Source organism: Paraburkholderia gardini, assembly GCF_907164545.1.
Taxonomy (GTDB): Bacteria; Pseudomonadota; Gammaproteobacteria; order Burkholderiales; family Burkholderiaceae; genus Paraburkholderia; species Paraburkholderia gardini.
The window spans coordinates 16,074-36,967 of the sequence record NZ_CAJQZB010000025.1; the positions used below are offsets into that span (position 1 = coordinate 16,074).

22 protein-coding genes and 1 tRNA gene are annotated in these 20,894 nt (G+C 61.0%); all 23 read right to left on the reverse strand.

What is annotated here, in order from left to right; translation table 11 throughout:
• Positions 1 to 17: 17 nt before the first annotated feature.
• The 23 genes from LPA37_RS17660 to secG all read right to left on the reverse strand — a co-directional run bounded on the left by LPA37_RS17660 (position 18) and on the right by secG (position 20,841).
• Positions 18 to 485 carry a MaoC family dehydratase gene (locus LPA37_RS17660; protein ID WP_228982074.1) on the reverse strand — a complete coding sequence of 156 codons (468 nt, stop codon included), beginning with the start codon at positions 483 to 485 and terminating at the stop codon, positions 18 to 20.
• The gene (locus tag LPA37_RS17665) at positions 482 to 940 is read right to left on the reverse strand and encodes a MaoC family dehydratase (protein WP_228982072.1); all 459 of its coding nucleotides are present in this window, start codon (positions 938 to 940) and stop codon (positions 482 to 484) included. Before LPA37_RS17665 ends, LPA37_RS17660 begins: the two co-directional genes overlap by 4 nt.
• A 30-nt stretch (positions 941 to 970) precedes the next feature.
• Positions 971 to 2,098: an acyl-CoA dehydrogenase family protein gene (locus LPA37_RS17670; RefSeq protein WP_228982069.1), complete on the reverse strand. Its 1,128-nt coding sequence runs from the start codon at positions 2,096 to 2,098 to the stop codon at positions 971 to 973.
• A gap of 11 nt (positions 2,099 to 2,109) precedes the next feature.
• Entirely contained in the window at positions 2,110 to 3,306 is a 1,197-nt protein-coding gene (locus tag LPA37_RS17675; RefSeq protein WP_228982068.1) for an acyl-CoA dehydrogenase family protein, read from the reverse strand.
• Between the two features lie 53 nt (positions 3,307 to 3,359).
• Positions 3,360 to 3,785 carry a DUF1178 family protein gene (locus LPA37_RS17680; protein WP_228982067.1) on the reverse strand — a complete coding sequence of 142 codons (426 nt, stop codon included), beginning with the start codon at positions 3,783 to 3,785 and terminating at the stop codon, positions 3,360 to 3,362.
• Between the two features lie 294 nt (positions 3,786 to 4,079).
• On the reverse strand, positions 4,080 to 4,670 hold the full coding sequence (locus tag LPA37_RS17685) for an NUDIX domain-containing protein (RefSeq protein WP_229013219.1): 591 nt from the start codon (positions 4,668 to 4,670) through the stop codon (positions 4,080 to 4,082).
• A gap of 42 nt (positions 4,671 to 4,712) precedes the next feature.
• Positions 4,713 to 5,015, reverse strand: coding sequence for a DUF2818 family protein (locus LPA37_RS17690; protein ID WP_229013220.1), 303 nt, complete (start codon positions 5,013 to 5,015; stop codon positions 4,713 to 4,715).
• Entirely contained in the window at positions 5,015 to 6,487 is a 1,473-nt protein-coding gene (gene nuoN, locus LPA37_RS17695) for an NADH-quinone oxidoreductase subunit NuoN (protein ID WP_229013221.1), read from the reverse strand. The genes LPA37_RS17690 and nuoN overlap by 1 nt, the downstream gene beginning before the upstream one ends.
• 25 nt (positions 6,488 to 6,512) lie before the next feature.
• Complete coding sequence (locus LPA37_RS17700) at positions 6,513 to 8,003, reverse strand: NADH-quinone oxidoreductase subunit M (protein WP_228982060.1); 1,491 nt, start codon at positions 8,001 to 8,003, stop codon at positions 6,513 to 6,515.
• Positions 8,004 to 8,017: 14 nt separating this feature from the next.
• Positions 8,018 to 10,105 (reverse strand): NADH-quinone oxidoreductase subunit L, encoded by a 2,088-nt coding sequence (gene nuoL / locus LPA37_RS17705; protein WP_228982058.1) that lies wholly within the window; start codon positions 10,103 to 10,105, stop codon positions 8,018 to 8,020.
• A gap of 17 nt (positions 10,106 to 10,122) precedes the next feature.
• Entirely contained in the window at positions 10,123 to 10,428 is a 306-nt protein-coding gene (gene nuoK / locus LPA37_RS17710) for an NADH-quinone oxidoreductase subunit NuoK (RefSeq protein WP_153102134.1), read from the reverse strand.
• Between the two features lie 17 nt (positions 10,429 to 10,445).
• A complete protein-coding gene (locus LPA37_RS17715) occupies positions 10,446 to 11,156 on the reverse strand; it encodes an NADH-quinone oxidoreductase subunit J (RefSeq protein ID WP_228982055.1) in 711 nt (236 codons plus the stop codon).
• 172 nt (positions 11,157 to 11,328) lie between these two features.
• On the reverse strand, positions 11,329 to 11,817 hold the full coding sequence (gene nuoI / locus LPA37_RS17720; RefSeq protein WP_007588142.1) for an NADH-quinone oxidoreductase subunit NuoI: 489 nt from the start codon (positions 11,815 to 11,817) through the stop codon (positions 11,329 to 11,331).
• A 14-nt stretch (positions 11,818 to 11,831) separates the two neighbouring features.
• Positions 11,832 to 12,896, reverse strand: a complete 1,065-nt coding sequence (gene nuoH / locus LPA37_RS17725) for an NADH-quinone oxidoreductase subunit NuoH (RefSeq protein ID WP_228982053.1) — start codon at positions 12,894 to 12,896, stop codon at positions 11,832 to 11,834.
• A complete protein-coding gene (nuoG, locus tag LPA37_RS17730) occupies positions 12,897 to 15,230 on the reverse strand; it encodes an NADH-quinone oxidoreductase subunit NuoG (RefSeq protein ID WP_229013222.1) in 2,334 nt (777 codons plus the stop codon).
• A 140-nt stretch (positions 15,231 to 15,370) separates the two neighbouring features.
• Complete coding sequence (gene nuoF, locus LPA37_RS17735) at positions 15,371 to 16,699, reverse strand: NADH-quinone oxidoreductase subunit NuoF (RefSeq protein WP_228982049.1); 1,329 nt, start codon at positions 16,697 to 16,699, stop codon at positions 15,371 to 15,373.
• The gene (nuoE, locus tag LPA37_RS17740; protein WP_228982047.1) at positions 16,696 to 17,181 is read right to left on the reverse strand and encodes an NADH-quinone oxidoreductase subunit NuoE; all 486 of its coding nucleotides are present in this window, start codon (positions 17,179 to 17,181) and stop codon (positions 16,696 to 16,698) included. Before nuoE ends, nuoF begins: the two co-directional genes overlap by 4 nt.
• 122 nt (positions 17,182 to 17,303) lie before the next feature.
• Positions 17,304 to 18,557 (reverse strand): NADH-quinone oxidoreductase subunit D, encoded by a 1,254-nt coding sequence (locus LPA37_RS17745; protein ID WP_228982045.1) that lies wholly within the window; start codon positions 18,555 to 18,557, stop codon positions 17,304 to 17,306.
• A 9-nt stretch (positions 18,558 to 18,566) separates the two neighbouring features.
• A complete protein-coding gene (locus LPA37_RS17750; RefSeq protein ID WP_228982043.1) occupies positions 18,567 to 19,169 on the reverse strand; it encodes an NADH-quinone oxidoreductase subunit C in 603 nt (200 codons plus the stop codon).
• Between the two features lie 24 nt (positions 19,170 to 19,193).
• Positions 19,194 to 19,673, reverse strand: a complete 480-nt coding sequence (locus LPA37_RS17755; protein ID WP_006052903.1) for a NuoB/complex I 20 kDa subunit family protein — start codon at positions 19,671 to 19,673, stop codon at positions 19,194 to 19,196.
• 62 nt (positions 19,674 to 19,735) lie between these two features.
• On the reverse strand, positions 19,736 to 20,095 hold the full coding sequence (locus tag LPA37_RS17760; RefSeq protein ID WP_090531360.1) for an NADH-quinone oxidoreductase subunit A: 360 nt from the start codon (positions 20,093 to 20,095) through the stop codon (positions 19,736 to 19,738).
• 170 nt (positions 20,096 to 20,265) lie between these two features.
• Positions 20,266 to 20,350, reverse strand: a tRNA-Leu gene (locus LPA37_RS17765).
• 113 nt (positions 20,351 to 20,463) lie between these two features.
• Positions 20,464 to 20,841: a preprotein translocase subunit SecG gene (gene secG, locus LPA37_RS17770; protein ID WP_228982042.1), complete on the reverse strand. Its 378-nt coding sequence runs from the start codon at positions 20,839 to 20,841 to the stop codon at positions 20,464 to 20,466.
• Positions 20,842 to 20,894 lie beyond the last annotated feature (53 nt).

Genomic DNA, 20,894 nt, shown 5'->3' on the forward strand with positions numbered 1-20,894 from the left:
TGAACCCGATGTCGATGCTAGAAATAATGCCGGGTGATGAACTCGGCGACACAAACCGGCCGCTCACTCCCCTGCTTTTCCAGCGTCACGTTCCAGACAACCTGCACGCCGTTGTCGTCGACGTCAGTCACGTCAGCCACCACGAACTTCGCACGCACGTTCGACCCGACCAGCACCGGCGACGTGAAGCGCACCCGGTTTAGACCGTAGTTGACGCCCATGCGCTGCTTCAACGAAACGGTCTTCTCGAGCAGCGCCGGAATCAGCGACAGCGTCATGAATCCATGCGCAATCGGTCCACCAAATGGCGACTCACGTTTTGCCCGTTCAGGATCGACGTGAATCCATTGATGATCGCCGGTGGCCGCCGCGAAACGGTCCACGCTCGCCTGATCGATCCCGGCCCAGGCGCTTATCAGCGCACCTGAACTCGTAAGTGCGCGTAGTGCATGCGCATCGGCTACCTCAATGTCGCCCGGCGTCATACTGCGTCACCCGGATTGCGCAAGCCGAAGAGCCCTTTCGAGCGCACCGTGATCACTGTTTCGCCGTGCTGGTTGATGCCTTCCCACTGCGTCGACACGATGCCGCGATCGGGTTTGCTCGCGGACACGCGCCGGTCGAGCACGGTGTTCAGCATACGGATCGTATCGCCCACACGCACGGGCTTGATCCAGCGAATGTCATCGATGCCGGGTGAGCCCATCGACGTCGAACCCGCAAACGCGTTGCGCACGAGCAGGCCCATCATCACCGAGCACGTATGCCAGCCGCTTGCGATCAGCGTGCCGTACGGCGAGGCCGCCGCACCTTCATCGCTGATGTGAAACGGTTGCGGATCGAACTGTTCGGCGAACCGGATGATCTCTTCCCGCGTAAACGTGTGTTCACCGATTTCGAAGGTCTTGCCGACCTCCATGTCCTCGAAGCTCAAACCCATGTTCACACCTCCTTCATCTGGATCGACGGATCATACTTCGGCGACGGCAAACCCTGGCAGGGCGGCAAAACGTTCGAGATGGTGATCGACGTCGCCCAGCGTGGTTTCGATGATCGCGAGGCGCTTGAACAGATGCGCCGCCGCGACTTCGTTGGTCACGCCCATGCCGCCGTGCAACTGAACCGCCTGCTGGCCGACAAAGCGCGCGGCCTGCCCGACGCGAACCTTCGCGGCCGACACGGCACGGCGACGCTCGTCGGCATCTTCACTCGCGTAGCGGACGGCGGCCAGATACGACACCGAGCGCGCCTGTTCCGCGTGAATCAGCATCTCGACCATCCGATGCTGCAACGACTGGAAACGCGCGATCGGCACGCCGAACTGCTGACGCTGCTTCGTATATTCGGCGGTGGCGTGATTCAGCGCATCGAGCGCGCCGACGGCTTCCGCGCAGAGCAGCACGATGCCGTAATCGGCGATGCGTTCGAGCGTCGCGGCGCCCGCGTGTGCGCCGGCAAGGCGACGCGCCGGCGTCGCTTCGAACGACAGTGTCGCGGCACGCTGGCCGTCGATCGTGCGGTAGTCGGTAACCTGGGCGTTCCGTGCCTTGCGCTCGATCACGAACAGCGCGATCTCGCCGTCCAGACGTGCGGGCACGATCCAGTAATCCGCCTGCGCGCCGTGCTGCACGACGGATTTCCTGCCCGTCAACACGTAGCCTTCACCCTGTTTCGTCGCGGTCGTTTCCACCGCGAAAATGTCATAGCGTGCGGCCGGTTCATGAAACGCCACGGCAAGCCTGATCTCGCCCGCCGCGGCGCGTTCGAGCAGGTGCGTATCGTCGCCCTCGCCCGTGCCCGCCAGACGCAGCGCCTCGATACCCACCGCCGTCGCCCAGTATGGCTCGATCACAAGCGCGCGCCCGAGTTCCTGCATCACCACGAGCATGTCGACCGGACTGCCGTTGAAGCCGCCTCGCGCTTCAGGCACCGGTAATGCCGTGAGACCGAGTTCGGTGAACGCGGACCAGTGTGTGTCCGATACGCCCGCTTCGGTGCGCACGATCGCCTGGCGTGCCTCGAAGCCGTAGTTCTTGTCGAGATAGCGGCGCAGCGCGTCGGCGAATTGCTGTTGTTCGTCGTTAAAAGTGAAGTCCATTGCGCTGCTCCTCAAAGGCCCAGAATCATCTGCGCGATGATGTTCTTTTGAATCTCGTTCGAACCGCCGTAGATCGACGTCTTACGGAAATTGAAGTAATACGCCGCAAGCGGCGCCGCATCGTCATCACCAGCCACGCTATGTGCGCGCTCGCCTTCGAGGAACGGTACGTCGAACGGCGCCGCCATCGGACCGACCGCTTCGAACATCAACTCGGTCAACGCCTGCTGCACCTCGGTGCCCTTGATCTTCAGCATCGACGCTTCCGGCCCCGGACCGCGTCCGCCCGTCTCAGCGCTCACGACGCGCTGCACCGTGATTTCAAGCGCCATCATTTCGATTTCCAGATTCGCGACCTTCGCCGAGAAAACCGGATCGTGCAGCAACGGCTTGCCGTTCTTCTTCTGGTTCAGCGCGAGGCGCTTCAGGAAAACGAGTTCGCGCTTCGACTGGCCGACGCGTGCGATACCGGTGCGCTCGTGACCGAGCAGATATTTCGCATACGTCCAGCCGCGATTCTCTTCGCCGACGAGGTTCTCGACCGGCACTTTCACATCTTCGAAGAAGACTTCGTTGACTTCGTGATCTTCATCGAGCGTGATGATCGGACGCACGGTAATGCCCGGTGTCTTCATGTCGATCAGGATGAACGAGATGCCTTCCTGCTTCTTCGCGCCGCTGTCGGTGCGCACGAGGCAGAACATCATGTCGGCGTGCTGGCCGAGGGTGGTCCACGTTTTCTGGCCGTTGACGATGTAGTGATCGCCGACGCGCTCGGCGCGCGTGCGCAGCGACGCCAGATCGGAGCCGGAGCCCGGTTCCGAATAACCCTGACACCACCAGTCGGTGCCGTCGAGAATACGCGGCAGGTAGTGGCGTTTTTGCGCCTCATTGCCGTATTTCATCAACACGGGCGCCACCATCGATACGCCGAACGGCAGCACCGAAGGTGCGCCGATGCGCGCGCATTCTTCGTCCCAGATGTGGCGTTGCGTCGGATTCCAGCCCGGACCGCCGAATTCGGTTGGCCACGCGATCACCGACCAGCCGCGCTTGCCGAGCAGCTTGTGCCAGCTTGCGAGGTCCTCGCGGTTCAGACGCTTGTGGTTGAGTACCTTGTAGCGCAGCTCGTGAGGCAAATTGGCCTCGAGCCACGAACGGATGTCGGCGCGGAATGCGTCGTCAGCTTGGGAGTAATCCAGATTCATGCGCTATGTCTCCTGGCCGCGGCTAGACCACCGCCGCCAGGAAGCCACCGCGCTTATTGCAGCGGTTCTTTCAGTGCGGCCGGGACCGGCAGCGGCATCACGTCGATGCCTTCCTCGACCAAGGCTTTCGCATCTTCGGGTGTCGTGAGGCCCCGAATACTGCGTGCCGGCGCTTCGTTGTAGTGAATGCGCCGTGCTTCCTCGGCGAAGCGGTCGCCCACGTTCTCGGTCTTTTCCAGTACCTCGCGCAGTGCACGCATGGCGTGCGCCTGCCATTCAACCGCGTTCGCCGGCGCAGACGCCGCCGTCGCACCGGACAGGTTGAGCCGCGGTGCGGACGGCAAACGGCTCACTTCGGTCACACCGCAAACTGGACATTCGACCAGCTTGCGGGACAACTGCGACTCAAAATCATCGGCGGAAGCGAACCAGCCTTCGAACCGATGGCCGTGCAGACACGTTAAATCGAGGACCTTCATGTGGAATCAGGGCTTGCAACCAGTTTATCGCAAAATGGAAATTTGTGAACGATCGTTCGCAAATTTTTTTGGCTTTTCATTGAGAGCGGGATAAGCGCCCTCCATCGACAGCGTGGGGCGATTCTAGCGCTTTGCGGCGAATGCCGCCGAAGCAGCCCAAAATACCTGAATCACCTGAAAATCGCCGCCGGAAAAGATAACGGCGGCCTTGCGGGCCGCCGTTGCAGGTTCGACAACTTGTATTCATCGATGCTACGTCATGCGCCGTCGCCCCACGGTGGCGACCCTGTTGCCTCAGTCACGCTCCAGCGCTGCTGTCAGCCATGTGCCCGACAGGATCTTTTCGAGCCAGAACGTGCCGATGATCGTCTTCACGTCGGTGATCTTCCCCGTGCGCACCCACTCGGACACTTCCGGCACGGTTGCCGTGAAGAGTTCGAGGAATTCGCCGTCGTCGAGCTTGCGCTCGCCTGCCGTCAGGCCGCGCGCGAGGTAGATGTCGATGAATTCCGTCGAGTACGAAATGATCGGGTGGATGCGCGTGATGTAGACGTACTCGCTTGCCGTATAGCCGGTCTCTTCAGCCAGTTCACGTTTCGCGCAGGCGAGCGCGCCTTCGTCCGGATCCAGCTTGCCCGCGGGATACTCGTACATCACCTTGCCGATCGGGTAGCGATACTGGCTTTCGAGCAGCACGCGACCGTCGTCGAAGAGCGGAATCACCATCACCGCGCCCGGGTGCTTCACGTACTCGCGGGTTGCGTGCTTGCCGTCGGGCAATTCGACCGTATCGCACTTGAGCGTTAGAAACGGCCCCTCGTGCAGGGTCGTGCTCTCCAGACACTTTTCGGTGAGCGTTGCGTCGTGGTTCGGGAGTTCGGCCATGTGCGACCTCAGAAAAGCATGGAGCGCCGACGGCTTGTGCCGTCAGCGGCGTTTGACGAGATACTGCCAGGTGAAACCGGGGAAAGCGAACACGACAAAAAGACTGAACGTGATCGCATAGAACTGCCAGCCCTGCTCGAAGCGGTTACCGGCGCGCGCTTCGAGCATGAAGCCAAGCGTGCCGATCGCGAAATACAGCACGATCATTTCGGCGATCCGCAACCAGACGCTCTTCTTCGCCGCCTTCAACTTCATCGGGACGACCGCGAAGAGCCGCTGGTTCAGGAACGGCAGGTTGGCGCCCACGAGCGCCAGCAACACGATAAACCAGCCCGCTGCCGACATTACAGCGGCAGCGTGTGCTGGATAGCCTGCAGGCAGACCGTCATCAGCGGACCCGGCACGATGCCGAGCACAAGCAGGGCCACGCCGTTCAGCGCGAGCAGCGTACGCGAGCAGGCGTCGGCGGTAATCGGCGCGGTGTCCTGCGGTGCATCGAAGTACATCAGCTTGACGACACGCAGGTAGTAGAACGCGCCGAACAGCGACGTCACCACGGCAAGCACCGTGAGCCACGTCAGGCCGGCGTTCATCGTCGCCTCGAGCACGGCGAGCTTCGCGTAGAAGCCGACCGTCGGCGGGATGCCGGCGAGCGAGAACATCATCACCATCATCACGAACGCGAAGATCGGACTGCGCTGGTTAAGACCCTTGAAGTCGTCGAGCGTTTCGGCTTCGAAATCACGACGTGCGAGCAGCATCACAACGCCGAACGTGCCGAGCGTCGTCACGAGGTAGATGATGCTGTAGAACATCGCTGAACCGTACGCACCGGCCGCTCCACCCGCCTTGCCGTCGACCACGCCCGACAGCAGGCCGAGCAGCACGAAGCCCATGTTCGCGATCGCCGAGTACGCCAGCATCCGCTTGATGTTGCGCTGGACGATACCCGTGATGTTGCCGACGATCATCGACAGCGCCGCGAGAATCACGAGCATTTCCTGCCAGTCGACCGCGAGCGGCAGCAGGCCCATCACGAGAAAGCGCAGACCCCATGCGAACGCCGCGACCTTCGGACCGCCGCCGGTCAGCAACGTCATGGCCGTCGGCGCGCCTTGATAGACGTCCGGCACCCACATGTGGAACGGCACTGCACCCATCTTGAACGCGATGCCAGCGACGATGAAGATCACGCCGAACAGCAGCACGACATCGTTGATGTGACCCGAAGCCACCGCCTTCAGCACTTCACCGAGTTCGAGCGAACCGGTCGCGCCGTACAGCATCGAGATGCCGTAGAGCAGGAAACCCGATGCGAGCGCGCCCAGCACGTAGTACTTCATCGCCGATTCGTTCGACTGCGCAGCGTCACGACGCAGCGCGATCACGGCATACAGCGACAGCGACATCAATTCCAGACCGAGATACAGCGTCAGGAAGTTGTTGCCCGAAATCATCACGAGCTGGCCGAGCAGCGAAAACATGCCAAGCAGGAAGAAGTCGCCGCGGAACAGGTCGCGGTCTTCGAGATACCTGCGCGAATAGACGATCGTCACCGCGTACCCCAGCGACACCACCGCCTTCATCGCGCTGGCGAACGGATCCACCACGTACATGCGCGAGAAGAAGTAGTGCGGCGTCGGATCAAACGCGTTGATCGCGAACCAGACACCCGCGATCACCGAAGAGACGACCGCGATGTAATACGTCGTGCGACGGCCAGTCACGCCGACGAACGTGTCGTTGAGCCACGCGACGACGACTGCGAACATCAGCAGCGCATCGGGCAACAGAGCATTCATAGGGGCGTTTTGCATGATCTTTAGATTCCTCCGCTCTGTATTACTGTGACAACGGCAGCTTGGACTGCGCGACGTGGGAGAGGAGGTTGTCCACGGATACGTGCATCACATCGGTGAAAGGCTTCGGATACAGGCCCATGAACAGCGTCAGGACCGCAAGCACGACCAGCATGAAGAACTCACGGCGGTTGACGTCGAGCAGGCCCTTCACGTGGTCGTTCGCCACGGCGCCGAAGTACACGCGCTTGTACATCCACAGCGTGTAGGCCGCGCCGAGAATCAGCGTGACCGCGGCGCCAAGACCAATCCAGAAATTGAACTGGACAGCAGCCAGGATCACCATGAATTCACCGACGAAACCCGACGTGCCCGGCAGGCCGCAATTCGCCATCGAGAACAGCATCACGAGTGCCGCGAACTTCGGCATCGTGTTCACGACGCCGCCGTAGTCGGCGATCTGACGCGAGTGCATGCGGTCATACAGCACGCCGATACACAGGAACATCGCGCCCGACACGAAGCCGTGCGAGATCATCTGGACGATTGCGCCTTCCACACCGAGCTGGTTGAAGATGAAAAAGCCGAGCGTCACGAAGCCCATGTGCGCGATCGACGAGTACGCGACCAGCTTCTTCATATCCGCCTGCACCATCGCGACGAAACCGATGTAGATCACCGCGATCAGCGACAGCGTGATCACAGCCGGCGCGAGGAAGTGGCTCGCGTCCGGTGTGATCGGCAGCGAGAAGCGCAGGAAACCGTATGCACCGAGCTTCAGCATGATCGCGGCCAGCACGACCGAGCCGCCCGTCGGCGCTTCCACGTGGGCGTCAGGCAGCCACGTGTGAACCGGCCACATCGGCACCTTCACGGCGAACGCCAGGAAGAACGCGATAAATATCAATATCTGCGGCGTCATGCCGATCTGCGCGTTTTGCCACGTGGCGAGATCGAACGTGCCCGTCTGCGTGTACAGGTACAGCAGCGCGACCAGCATCAGCAGCGAGCCCATCAGCGTGTACAGGAAGAACTTGAACGCCGCGTACACGCGGTTCGCCCCGCCCCACACGCCGATGATGATGTACATCGGAATCAGCGTCGCTTCGAAGAACACGTAGAACAGCATGCCGTCCGCGGCGCTGAACACGCCGACCATGATGCCGGACAGGATCAGGAACGAAGCCAGATACTGCGACACGTTCTTCGTGATCACTTCCCATGCGCTGATCACGACGATCACCGTGATCAGCGCGGTCAGCACGACGAACCACATCGAGATGCCGTCGACGCCCAGGTGATACGTGATGTTGAAGCGTTCGATCCAGTTGGCCTTCTCCACGAACTGCAGTTCCGCAGTGCTGGAGTCGAAGCCCGTCATGAGCGGAATCGTGACGATAAAGCTGAGTACCGAGCCGACCAGCGCAAGCCAGCGCGCCGGGCCGGGGTTCTTGTCGGAACCGATGGCAAGGACCAGGAGGCCGAACAGGATCGGCAGCCAGATCGCGATACTGAGAATCGGATAAGCGTGCATTAGTGTCCCTCGCCTTATTTGCCGCCGAGCGTTACAAACAGGGTCAAGAGCCCCAACATGCCGATAATCATGGCAAACGCGTAGTGATAGATGTAACCGGATTGGAGGAAGCGGATCACGCTGGCAAACCAGCCAATGAAGCGCGCGCTGCCGTTGACGATACCGTCGATGACCACGACGTCACCCTCCTTCCAGAGACCGCGGCCGATGGCCACGGCACCCTTCGCGAAGACGACTTCGTTGATCTTGTCCATGTAGTACTTGTTGTCGAGCAGCGTGTAGACCGGGCCGAACGCGCGCTTGATGACAGCCGGCAGATCCGGACGCACCAGATACAGGAACCACGCCACCACGATGCCTGCGAGCGCGAGCCACACCGGCAGACCCGAAACCGAGTGCAGACCCATCGACGCCCAGCCCTGGAACTCTTCGGCCATCTCATGCAGCGCCGGATGGTTTGCGCCGACGAAAATCACCTTGTCGAACGCCACGCCGTGCTGGAAGAAGTCGCCGTAAATCATCGGACCGATGCCGATTGCACCGATGACGACCGACGGAATCGCCAGCAGCACCAGCGGTACCCAGACCACCCACGGCGTCTCGTGCGGCTCGTGTGCGTGACCGTGGTCGTCATGACCATGGGCGTGCGCATCGTGGCCGTGGCCGTGATCGTCATGGCCGTGCGCGGCGTGCGCCGCCGCTTCGGCACCCATCGGCGATTCCGGATGCTTCGGATTGCGGAAACGCTCTTCGCCGTGGAACACGAGGAAATACATGCGGAACGAGTACAGCGCCGTGACGAACACGCTCGCCACCACCGCGAAGTACGCGAAACCCGAACCCGGCAGATGCGACAGCTTCACCGCATCGATGATCGAGTCTTTCGAGTAGAAGCCGGAGAAGAACGGCGTACCGATCAGCGCCAGCGTACCGGCCAGCGACGTGATCCACGTGATCGGCATGTACTTGCGCAGGCCACCCATGTTGCGGATGTCCTGATCGTGGTGCATGCCGATGATCACCGAGCCCGCGCCGAGGAACAGCAGCGCCTTGAAGAACGCGTGCGTCATCAGATGGAACACGGCAACCGAGTAGGCGGACGCGCCGAGCGCGACCGTCATGTAACCGAGCTGCGACAGTGTCGAGTAAGCCACCACGCGCTTGATGTCGTTCTGGACGACCCCGAGGAAGCCCATGAACAGCGTCGTGATCGCACCGATCACCATGATGAATGACAGCGCCGTATCCGACAGTTCGAACAGCGGCGACATGCGCGTGACCATGAAGATACCGGCCGTCACCATCGTCGCCGCGTGAATCAGCGCGGAAATCGGCGTCGGGCCTTCCATCGAATCCGGCAGCCACACGTGCAGCGGGAACTGCGCCGACTTGCCCATCGCGCCGATGAAGAGGCAGATACACGCAACCGTCAGCAGGCCCCAGCTCGTACCCGGGAAGCTCAGCGCGGCCAGCTCGTGGCTCTTCGCGAACACATCGCCGTAGTTCAGCGAGCCGCCGAAGGCCAGCAGCAGGCCGATACCGAGAATGAAACCGAAGTCGCCCACGCGGTTCACGAGGAACGCCTTCATGTTCGCGTAGATGGCACTTTCACGCGTGAAGTAGAAGCCGATCAGCAGGTACGACACCAGACCCACCGCTTCCCAGCCGAAGAACAGTTGCAGGAAGTTGTTGCTCATCACGAGCATCAACATCGAGAACGTGAACAGCGAGATATACGAGAAGAAGCGCTGGTAGCCGTCGTCGTCGGCCATGTAACCGATCGTGTAGATGTGCACCATCAGCGACACGAAGGTCACCACGCACATCATCATCGCCGTGAGCGAATCGACGAGGAAGCCGATTTCGAACTTCAGCTTGCCGACGGTCAGCCATTCATAAATGGTCGCGTTGAAGCTCGCACCGTTCAGCACGTCGAAAAAGACGATCGCCGACAGGATGAACGAGATCGCCACGCCGAGAATCGTGACCGAGTGTGCCCCGGCGCGCCCCACCGCTTTCCCGAACAGCCCCGCGATCAGCGAGCCGGCCAGCGGTGCCAGCGGGACCGCTAGCAGCAGGTTTTCATTGAGTGTCGTTGACATAACAGCTTTGCCTGAATTTAACCTTTGAGCTGATCGAGATCCTCGACGTTGATCGTGTCGAGGCTACGGAACAGGGTCACCAGAATGGCGAGACCGATCGCTGCTTCCGCTGCCGCAACCGTCAGCACGAAGAACACGAAGATCTGGCCATGCACGTCGCCCAGGTAATGCGAGAAGGCGACAAAATTGGTGTTCACCGCCAGCAGCATCAGCTCGATCGCCATCAGGATGATGATGATGTTGCGACGGTTCAGGAAAATGCCGACGATGCTGATCGCAAACAGGATCGCGCCGAGGACGAGGTAATGAGCAAGGGTCAACATGTTTTTCTCCTGGGCGCTCAGCCGTTCTTTGCAGGCGCGGCGGCAGTCGTTGCCGCGGCAGCTTCGGCGGCCTTTGCGGCGGCAGCGGCTTCGGCCGCTTCGGTCGCAGCGGTCTTTTCCGACGCCATCTTGACGACGCGCACACGGTCCTGGGCGCGCACCTTCACCTGATCGCCGACGTTCTGGCGCTTGCTGTCCTTCGCATGACGCGCGGTCAGCGCAACCGCCGCGATGATCGCGACGAGCAGGACAAGGCCGGCCACTTCGAACGCGAAGATGTAGTCGGTGTAGATGATCTTGCCGATGATGCGCGTGTTCGACCAGCCAGCGGTTGCGGCTGCGGCGCCGGCCACCGTGGTGTCGCGCACCGGCTGGACGGTCGCGCCGTAGCCGTGCCAGAGGATCAGCGCGGTTTCGATCACGATGATCGCGCCGACAATCGTCGCCATCGGCACGAAGCGCCTGAAGTCGCGTCGCAGCACGTCGACATTGATGTCCAGCATCATCACGACGAACAGGAACAGCACCATCACCGCGCCGACGTAGACCAGCACGAGCAGGATCGCGAGGAATTCCGCCTCGAGCAGCATCCAGATCGCCGCTGCATTGAAAAACGCGAGCACCAGGAAGAGCGCGGAGCTCACCGGGTTGCGCGAGGTGATCACCTTCAGCCCTGATATCACCAGGAACAGCGCGAAGATGTAGAACAGTACGGTCGTGAATTCCATGATTACCGGTTCATCGTTAGGCCATCATCAGGCATGGTTCTTTGGCACGCGCATCTGTGAATGCAGCACACAGGCGCGCGGTGCCGAAGCAGTCAGACTTCAGCGCACGGCCTGTACAGCGGGCCGTTTTGCAGCGTCGAACGAGCAGTGTTTCAACCGCGTTCAACCGTGTTTAACGATACGGCGCGTCGGCCGCCTTGTTTGCAGCGATCTCAGTTTCGTAGCGATCGCCCACGGCCAGCAGCATGTCCTTCGTGAAGTACAGGTCGCCGCGCTTTTCGCCGTGATATTCGAGAATGTGCGTCTCGACGATCGAATCGACGGGGCAGCTCTCTTCGCAGAAACCGCAGAAGATGCATTTGGTCAGGTCGATGTCGTAGCGCGTCGTGCGGCGCGTATTGTCCGCACGGGTTTCCGACTCGATCGTGATGGCAAGTGCCGGGCACACCGCTTCGCACAGCTTGCAGGCGATGCAGCGCTCTTCGCCGTTCTCATAGCGGCGCAGTGCGTGCAGGCCACGGAAACGCGGCGAAATCGGCGTTTTTTCCTCGGGGAACTGCACCGTGATCTTGCGCTGGAACGTGTAACGTCCGGTCAGCGCGAGGCCCTTCAGCAGCTCCGTCAGGAAGAAAGTCTTGAAGAAATTTTGAATTGCGGTCATGGGGTCATCCGCCCTTATTTCCAGATATTCAACGGCGACATGATCCAGAAGCCGACCACCACCAGCCACACCACGCAGACCGGAATGAAGATTTTCCAGCCCAGACGCATGATCTGGTCATAGCGATAGCGCGGGAACGTAGCACGCGCCCAGATGAACACCGACAGCAGGAAGAAAACTTTCGCGACGAGCCACACGATGCCCGGCACGAACGACAGAAAACCGAACGGAGCGCTCCAGCCGCCGAGGAACAGCGTCGCCGCCAGCGCCGAGATCACGATCATGTTGATGTACTCGGCGAGGAAGAACAGCGCGAACGCCATACCCGAGTAATCGATCATGTGACCGGCGACGATTTCCGACTCCCCTTCCACCACGTCGAACGGGTGACGGTTCGTTTCAGCGATGCCGGAGATGAAGTAGACGACGAACATCGGCAGAAGCGGCAACCAGTTCCATGACAGGAAGTTCAGGCCGTAGCTCGCGAAAATGCCGCGTTCCTGCGACGTGACAATAGCCGACAGGTTCAGCGTACCAGCCGTCATCAGCACGACGACGAGCGCAAAGCCCATGCAGATTTCGTACGACACCATCTGCGCCGCGGCACGCATCGCGCCGAGGAACGCGTACTTCGAATTCGACGCCCAGCCGGCGAGAATCACGCCATACACGCCGACCGACGAAATCGCCATCGCGTACAGCAGACCTGCGTTGATGTCGCCGAGCACCGCACCCGCCTGGAACGGAATCACCGCCCAGACCGCGAAGGCCGGCACGACCACCATGATCGGGGCGATCATGTAGATCCAGCGGCTTGCCTGGGTCGGCTGAATGACTTCTTTCAGCAGCAGCTTCAGCACGTCGGCGATTGGCTGCAACAGGCCGGCGGGACCGACACGGTTCGGGCCGAGACGCACGTGCATCCAGCCGATCAGCTTCCGTTCCCACAGGATCAGGTAAGCCACGCACAGCAGGATCACGACCGCCACCACCAGGATGCGCACGAGTGCCCACACCGTGGGCCATGCCACACCGAGAAGCTGGGTGCCGCCCGAGTTGATCGTTTCGAACAAGCTCATTTACGCCTTCTCCACCACCAGTTCACCGAACAGGCTGCCCAGCGCTGCACCAGCAGGCGTGCCTGCCGATACGCGGACGACCGTTTCCGCAAGATTCGCATCACGCACCGCCGGCAGTTGCACCGACAGTTCGCCCTGGCGCACGCGGATCGCGTCGCCCTCTTTCAGACCCAGCTTGTCGAACAGCGCAGCCGGCAGACCGGCCGAGTTCGCTGCGCGCGCCGCTGCCGTCAGGTGCAGCGATTCAGCGCGGCGCACCAGCGGATCAGCGTGGTAAATCGGTACATCGGCAACGCGTTCGAACGTGCCTTCGGCAGCCTTCGGCGCGCCGTTGCGGGCAATCGCCACGTCCGTGCGGTTCGACAGGCGCGACGTCAGATCGCCGTCGCCCAGCGCCGCCGTGCGCACTTCTTCAGCCGTGTCGAATTCGAAGCCCGGAGCGCCGAGAATGCTACCCAGCACGCGCAACACCTTCCATGCCGGACGCGTTTCGCCCAGCGGACGCACGACGCCGTTGAACGTCTGCACCGTACCTTCGGCATTGACGAACGTGCCGGCCGTTTCCGTGAACGGTGCGACCGGCAGCAGTACGTCGGCGTAATCGGTACCCGTCACGAACGACGACATCACGACGACCATTTCCGCCTGCTTCAGTGCGGCCAGTGCCTGTGCCGGGTTTGCCGTGTCGAATTCCGGCTCGAGGTTCAGCAGCACATAACCCTTGCGCGGCTGTTCGAACACTTCACGGGCATTCAGACCACCTGCGTCCGGCAGTGCGCCGACGAGATGCGCGCCCACCGTGTTCGCTGCTTCCGTGAGGAAGCCGAGCTTCGCGCCGGTTGCGTCCGCAATCCATTGCGCCGCTGCATGAATCTGTGCGAATTGCGGATGCCGCACAGCGTCGTTGCCAAGCAGTACGACGCGTGTCGAGCCACCTGCGAGCGATGCGGCGGCCTGCTTCGCCGCGTCCGATGCCTCGACGCCTTTAAGCGTTTCCGGCAATGCTTCGCCGCGCAGTTCAGCGACCGAAGCGGCGATGCCGGCAAGTTCATGCAGCCACGCCGATGGCGCAGCGACAACACGCTTCGCTTGCGGGATCAGCGCGTCGTCAGCCGTTGCCTGCAGCAGCGTGAGCTTCGCGCCGCTCTTCGCAGCCTGGCGCAAACGCGCGGCCAGCAACGGATGATCGCGACGCAGCGTCGAACCGATGATCAGTGCGGCGTCGAGATTCGACAGATCGGCGATAGCGGTGCCGAGCCACGGCGTTCCATTGACCGGCGCCGCAAAATCGGACTGACGCAGACGGAAGTCGACGTTCGGTGTGCCGACGGCTTGTGCGAGCTTCTTCAGCAGGAACAGTTCCTCAACCGTGCTGTGCGGGCTGGCGAGCGCGGCCAGCGCGTTCGCGCCGTGGTCGCCCTTGATGCCATTCAGACCCTTGACGACGTATTCGAGCGCCGTCTGCCAGTCGGTTTCAATCCACTTGCCGTCCTGCTTCAGCATCGGCTGCGTGAGACGCTCCGCGCTGTTCAGGCCTTCGTACGAGAAACGATCCTTGTCCGAGATCCAGCATTCATTGATCGCTTCGTTTTCGAACGGCAGCGCGCGCATCACGCGATTGTTCTTCACCTGCACCACGAGGTTCGCGCCGACGGAATCGTGCGGGCTTACCGACTTGCGGCGCGACAGTTCCCACGTACGGGCGCTGTAGCGGAACGGCTTGCTGGTCAGCGCGCCGACCGGGCACAGGTCGATCATGTTGCCCGACAGTTCCGAATCGACCGTCTTGCCGACGAACGACGTGATTTCCGCATGCTCGCCACGACCCAGCATGCCGAGCTCCATCACGCCGGCGACTTCCTGGCCAAAACGGACGCAGCGCGTGCAGTGAATGCAGCGTGTCATTTCTTCCATCGAGATCAGCGGGCCGACGTTCTTGTGGAACACGACGCGCTTCTCTTCGCTGTAACGCGACGACGACTTGCCGTAACCGACCGCCAGATCCTGCAGCTGACATTCGCCGCCCTGATCGCAGATCGGGCAGTCGAGCGGATGGTTGATCAGCAGGAATTCCATCACGGATTGCTGCGCCTTCACCGCCTTGTCCGACTTCGTGCGCACGATCATGCCCGCCGACACCGGCGTCGCGCATGCCGGCACGGCCTTCGGCATCTTCTCGACTTCGACGAGACACATCCGGCAGTTGGCCGCAATCGACAACTTCTTGTGATAGCAGAAGTGAGGAATGTACGTATCGACCTTATGCGCAGCCTGGATCACCATGCTGCCTTCAGGTACCTCGACTGTCTTGCCGTCTATTTCAAGTTCAACCATGATGGTCAATCTTCCTTAACCTGTTACCGCTCAATCGTTCGTCCGCTCAATCGCCCATTCAGTCGCTGGCCCGTTTGACGGACACGGCGACGAATCCCCGCGGCTGGTGCTTTAGCGTTGCTCCGCTTCGGCTGTTTCGCTCAAGCGGCTACTGTTTCTCTGGCCGCGGCCGCACCGGTGTGACCGCCAACCATGCAGTGCTTGTGCTCGACGTGGTATGCGAATTCATCCCAGTAGTGCTTCAGCATGCCGCGCACCGGCATCGCCGCCGCATCGCCGAGCGCGCAGATCGTGCGGCCCATGATGTTTTCAGCGACCGAGTTCAGCAGGTCCAGATCTTCCTGGCGGCCGAGCCCGTGTTCGATGCGATGTACGACGCGATACAGCCAGCCGGTGCCTTCGCGGCACGGCGTGCACTGACCGCACGACTCTTCGTAATAGAAGTACGACAGGCGCAGCAGCGAGCGCACCATGCAACGTGTCTCGTCCATCACGATCACCGCGCCGGAACCGAGCATCGAGCCGGCCTTCGCGATCGAGTCGTAGTCGAGATCGGTGTTCATCATCATCTCGCCCGGAATCACCGGCGCCGATGAACCACCCGGGATCACGGCCTTGATCTTCTGGCCGCCGCGCATGCCGCCGGCAAGTTCCAGCAGCGTCGCGAACGGCGTGCCGAGCGGCACTTCGTAGTTGCCCGGACGTTCGATGTCGCCGGAGATCGAGAAGATCTTCGTGCCGCCGTTGTTCGGCTTGCCCAGTTCGAGGTACGCCTGCGGGCCGATTTCCAGCAGGAACGGCACGGCCGCGAACGTCTCGGTGTTGTTGATCGTCGTCGGCTTGCCATACACGCCGAAGCTCGCCGGGAACGGCGGCTTGAAACGCGGCTGACCCTTCTTGCCTTCGAGCGATTCGAGCAGCGCGGTTTCCTCGCCGCAGATGTAGGCACCGTAACCGTGATGCGCATGCAGCTCGAACGCGAAGCCCGAACCCATGATGTTCGCACCGAGGAAACCCGCGCGACGCGCTTCCTCAAGGGCTTCTTCGAAGACCTTGTAGGTTTCCCAGATTTCGCCGTGGATGTAGTTGTAGCCGACCGTGATCCCCATCGCGTACGCACCGATGGCCATGCCTTCGATCAGCGAATGCGGGTTCCAGCGGAGGATGTCGCGGTCCTTGAACGTACCCGGTTCGCCTTCGTCCGAATTGCAGACGAGGTATTTCTGCCCCGGGAACTGACGCGGCATGAAACTCCACTTCAAGCCGGTCGGGAAACCTGCACCGCCACGGCCGCGCAGACCCGACGCTTTCACGTCGGCGATCACCTGCTCGGGCGGAATCTTTTCTTCCAGAATGCGGCGCAGCTGCTTGTAGCCGCCGCGCGCGACGTAATCTTCGAGATGCCAGTTGTCGCCGTTCAGGCCGGCGAGAATCAGCGGTTTGATGTGACGATCGTGTAAAGACGTCATTTCGAAAGCTCCTCGAGCAGCTGGTCGATCTTCTCGCGGCTCATGAAGCTGCACATACGATGATTGTTCACGAGCAGCACCGGCGCATCGCCACACGAACCAAAGCACTCGCCCTCTTTCAGGGTGAATTTGCCGTCCGCGGTGGTCTCGCCGAAATCGATACCGAGTTTTTGCTTCAGGTATTCGGCGGCGCTCTCAGAGCCGCCGTCCGGGCCGAGCTGGCACGGCAGGTTCGTGCAGAGCGTGATCTTGTGCTTGCCGACCGGCGACGTGTTGTACATCGTGTAGAAGGTCGCAACCTCCTGCACGGCAACCGCGGGCATGCCAAGGTAGTCCGCCACGAACTGCATGATTTCGGGCGACAGCCAGCCATGCTCTTCCTGAGCAGTGGCCAACGCCGACATCACGGCGGACTGTTTCTGATCGGCGGGATACTTCGCGATCGCACGATCGATTTCTTTCAGGCCTTCAGCTGAGATCATTTTCAGACACGACTCTTTCAATTCCTACCGAACGAAAACCTGCCGCTCATTGCTTGCTGCGACAGACCCGGCGTTCCTTTGCTTGACGCGCGAGGGACCGCGCGCGCCGTTATGAAAATCGCCTAGCGATCCACTTCGCCGAACACGATGTCCTGCGTACCGATGATCGTCACGGCGTCGGCGATCATGTGACCGCGCGCCATTTCATCGAGCGCGGACAGGTGCGCATAACCCGGCGCGCGGATCTTCAGGCGATACGGTTTGTTCGCGCCATCCGAGATCAGATAGATGCCGAACTCGCCCTTCGGATGCTCGACCGCCGCATACGCCTCGCCTTCCGGCACGTGGAAGCCTTCCGTGAAGAGCTTGAAGTGGTGAATCAGCTCTTCCATGTTCGACTTCATGCCGACGCGCGACGGCGGCGCAACCTTGTGATTGTCGACCATCACCGGACCCGGATTCTTCCGGAGCCACTCAATACACTGTTTCACGATGCGCGTGGACTGACGCATTTCCTCGACGCGCACCAGATAGCGGTCGTAGCAGTCGCCGTTCACGCCAACCGGAATATCGAAGTCCATCTTGTCATAGACTTCATACGGCTGCTTTTTGCGCAGATCCCACTCGATGCCCGAACCGCGCAGCATCGCACCGGTCATGCCGAGTTGCAGCGCACGCTCCGGGCTCACCACGCCGATACCGACGAGACGTTGCTTCCAGATCCGGTTGTCGGTCAGAAGAGTCTCATACTCGTCGACGCACTTCGGGAAACGCGTGAAGAAATCGTCGATGAAGTCGAGCAGCGAACCCTGACGGTTCTCGTTCATCCTCGAGAGCGCCTTCGCATTGCGGATCTTCGACGCCTTATATTGCGGCATTGCGTCAGGCAGATCGCGGTAGACACCACCCGGACGGTAGTACGCCGCGTGCATCCGTGCGCCGGACACTGCCTCGTACACGTCCATCAGGTCTTCGCGCTCGCGGAACGCATACAGGAACACCGCCATTGCGCCGACGTCGAGTGCGTGCGCACCGATCCACATCAGGTGGTTCAGCACGCGCGTCACTTCGTCGAACATCACGCGGATGTACTGCGCGCGGATCGGCACGTCGATGCCGAGCAGCTTTTCGATCGCCATCACATAGCCATGCTCGTTCACCATCATCGACACGTAGTCGAGACGGTCCATGTACGGCACGGACTGGATGAAGGTCTTGGTTTCAGCGAGCTTTTCGGTCGCGCGGTGCAGCAGGCCGATGTGCGGATCGGCGCGCTGGATCACTTCGCCGTCGAGTTCGAGCACGAGGCGCAGCACACCGTGCGCGGCCGGATGCTGCGGGCCGAAGTTGAGCGTGTAGTTCTTGATCTCTGCCATGGCGTTCTCTTAGTGTTTCAGACCGCCATAGCGATCCTCACGGATCACGCGCGGCGTGATTTCCCGCGGCTCGATCGTCACCGGCTGGTAGACGACGCGCTTCTCTTCCGGGTCGTAACGCATTTCGACGTAACCGGAAACAGGGAAATCCTTGCGGAACGGGTGGCCAATAAAGCCGTAGTCGGTCAGGATCCGGCGCAGGTCCGGGTGACCTTCGAAGACGATGCCGTACAGGTCGAACGCTTCGCGCTCGTACCAGTTGGCGGAACTCCAGATATCGACAACCGATGCGACGAACGGCACTTCGTCGTCCGGCGCGAACACGCGCACACGCAGACGCCAGTTGTTCGCCACCGACAGCAGATGCAGCACGGCCGCGAAACGCGGGCCTTCGTAGGTACCGTCGCCGTACGTCTGGTAGTCGACGCCACACAGGTCCATCAACTGCTCGAAGCCGAGCGACTTGTCGTCGCGCAGGCGCGTTGCCACTTCGAGGTAATCGCTCGCCTTGACGACGATCGTCAGCTCACCGATTGCTTCGGTGACGCTCAGCAGGCGGCCGCCAAAGGCCGCCTCGAGGTTCGCTTTGAGAGTCTCGAGTTTGCTTGCCATATAGTGGGGGAAGAGGCGTTGGCCTTATTGACGGGCGATGGTATTGGTGCGGCGGATCTTCGCCTGAAGCTGGATCACGCCGTAGACCAGCGCTTCAGCCGTGGGCGGGCAACCCGGCACGTAGACGTCGACCGGCACGATGCGATCGCAGCCGCGCACCACCGAATACGAGTAGTGGTAATAGCCGCCGCCGTTCGCGCACGAACCCATCGAAATCACCCAGCGCGGCTCGGCCATCTGGTCGTAGACCTTGCGCAGGGCGGGCGCCATCTTGTTGCACAGCGTGCCGGCGACGATCATCACGTCCGACTGACGCGGACTCGGACGAAACACCACGCCGAAACGGTCGAGGTCATAACGGGCAGCGCCCGCATGCATCATCTCGACCGCGCAACACGCGAGACCGAACGTCATCGGCCACAGCGAGCCGGTGCGCGTCCAGTTGATCAGCTTGTCAGCCGTAGTGGTGACAAACCCTTCCTTCAAGACCCCTTCGATACTCATTTGCTTTCCACTCCAGACGGGGCGGCATGCCGTGCCACCCACGCAAACCGGCGATTAATCTGTCATTCCCAATCGAGGCCGCCCTTCTTCCAGATGTAGGCGAAGCCAAGCAGGAATTCGAGCAGGAAAATCATCATCGCCATGAAGCCGGGCCAGCCGATATCGCGCAGGGCAACGCCCCACGGGAACAGGAACGCGGTCTCAAGGTCGAAAATAATGAAGAGAATGGCAACCAGGTAGTAGCGCACATCGAACTTCATGCGCGCATCTTCGAATGCCTCGAAGCCGCACTCGTACGGTGCGTTCTTCTCGGTGTCAGGCCGGTTGGGGCCGAGGATCTTGCCGATACTGACCAGTGCCACGCCTAAGCCGGTTCCAACAATAAGGAACAACAGGACGGGGAAATAGGCTGCGAGGTTCAAGACTATCCTCAATCGGTTGGTTCTGAATGTGGTCAGGGAGCGCAGCTTGCCGCATCTTCCTGACATCCAATTACTTCGGCCTGCTTTGCAATGCAAGCAAACGGCAAGCAGCCTGCCAGAAGTAAAAATGCCAGCCGAAGCAAAAGCAATCGGCTGGCATTAGATAACATTGGTGCCGACGGCGAGACTCGAACTCGCACAGCTTTCGCCACTACCCCCTCAAGATAGCGTGTCTACCAATTTCACCACGTCGGCACTACTGCAATCCGGGAAAACAAGCTATAAAACCCGCGAATCGCTTCAAGACTTGAATTGTAACTGGTTTAAACAGTTTGTTCAACGCACAAAAAGCGTTTGATCCGAAAATTTTATTTCGGTACATCCTGGCCCGGAGCGGACGCAGCGGAAGCCGGGATTGCAGCCGGCACAGCCACCGGAGCCGATGCGGCCGATGCCGCAGCCGGCGCCGTCGCAGCCGCGCCAAGCAGGCCTGCCGACGGCCTCGAACGATCCGAACCGAGGTACGTGAGCGTCAGTGTCGAGACGAAAAATATGGCAGCAAGTACGGCCGTGGTGCGCGACAAAAAGTTTGCCGAGCCCGTCGCGCCGAAGAGGCTGCCCGACGCGCCGCTGCCAAATGCGGCACCCATATCGGCGCCCTTGCCGTGCTGCAGCAACACAAGGCCAATGACCCCAAGCGCCGACAGCAATTGAACGACGATGATCAACGTTTTCAAATACAGCATCACACTCACCTGAGAGTCTTTATTTAACCGCGCAACACAATGTGTGGTGCACG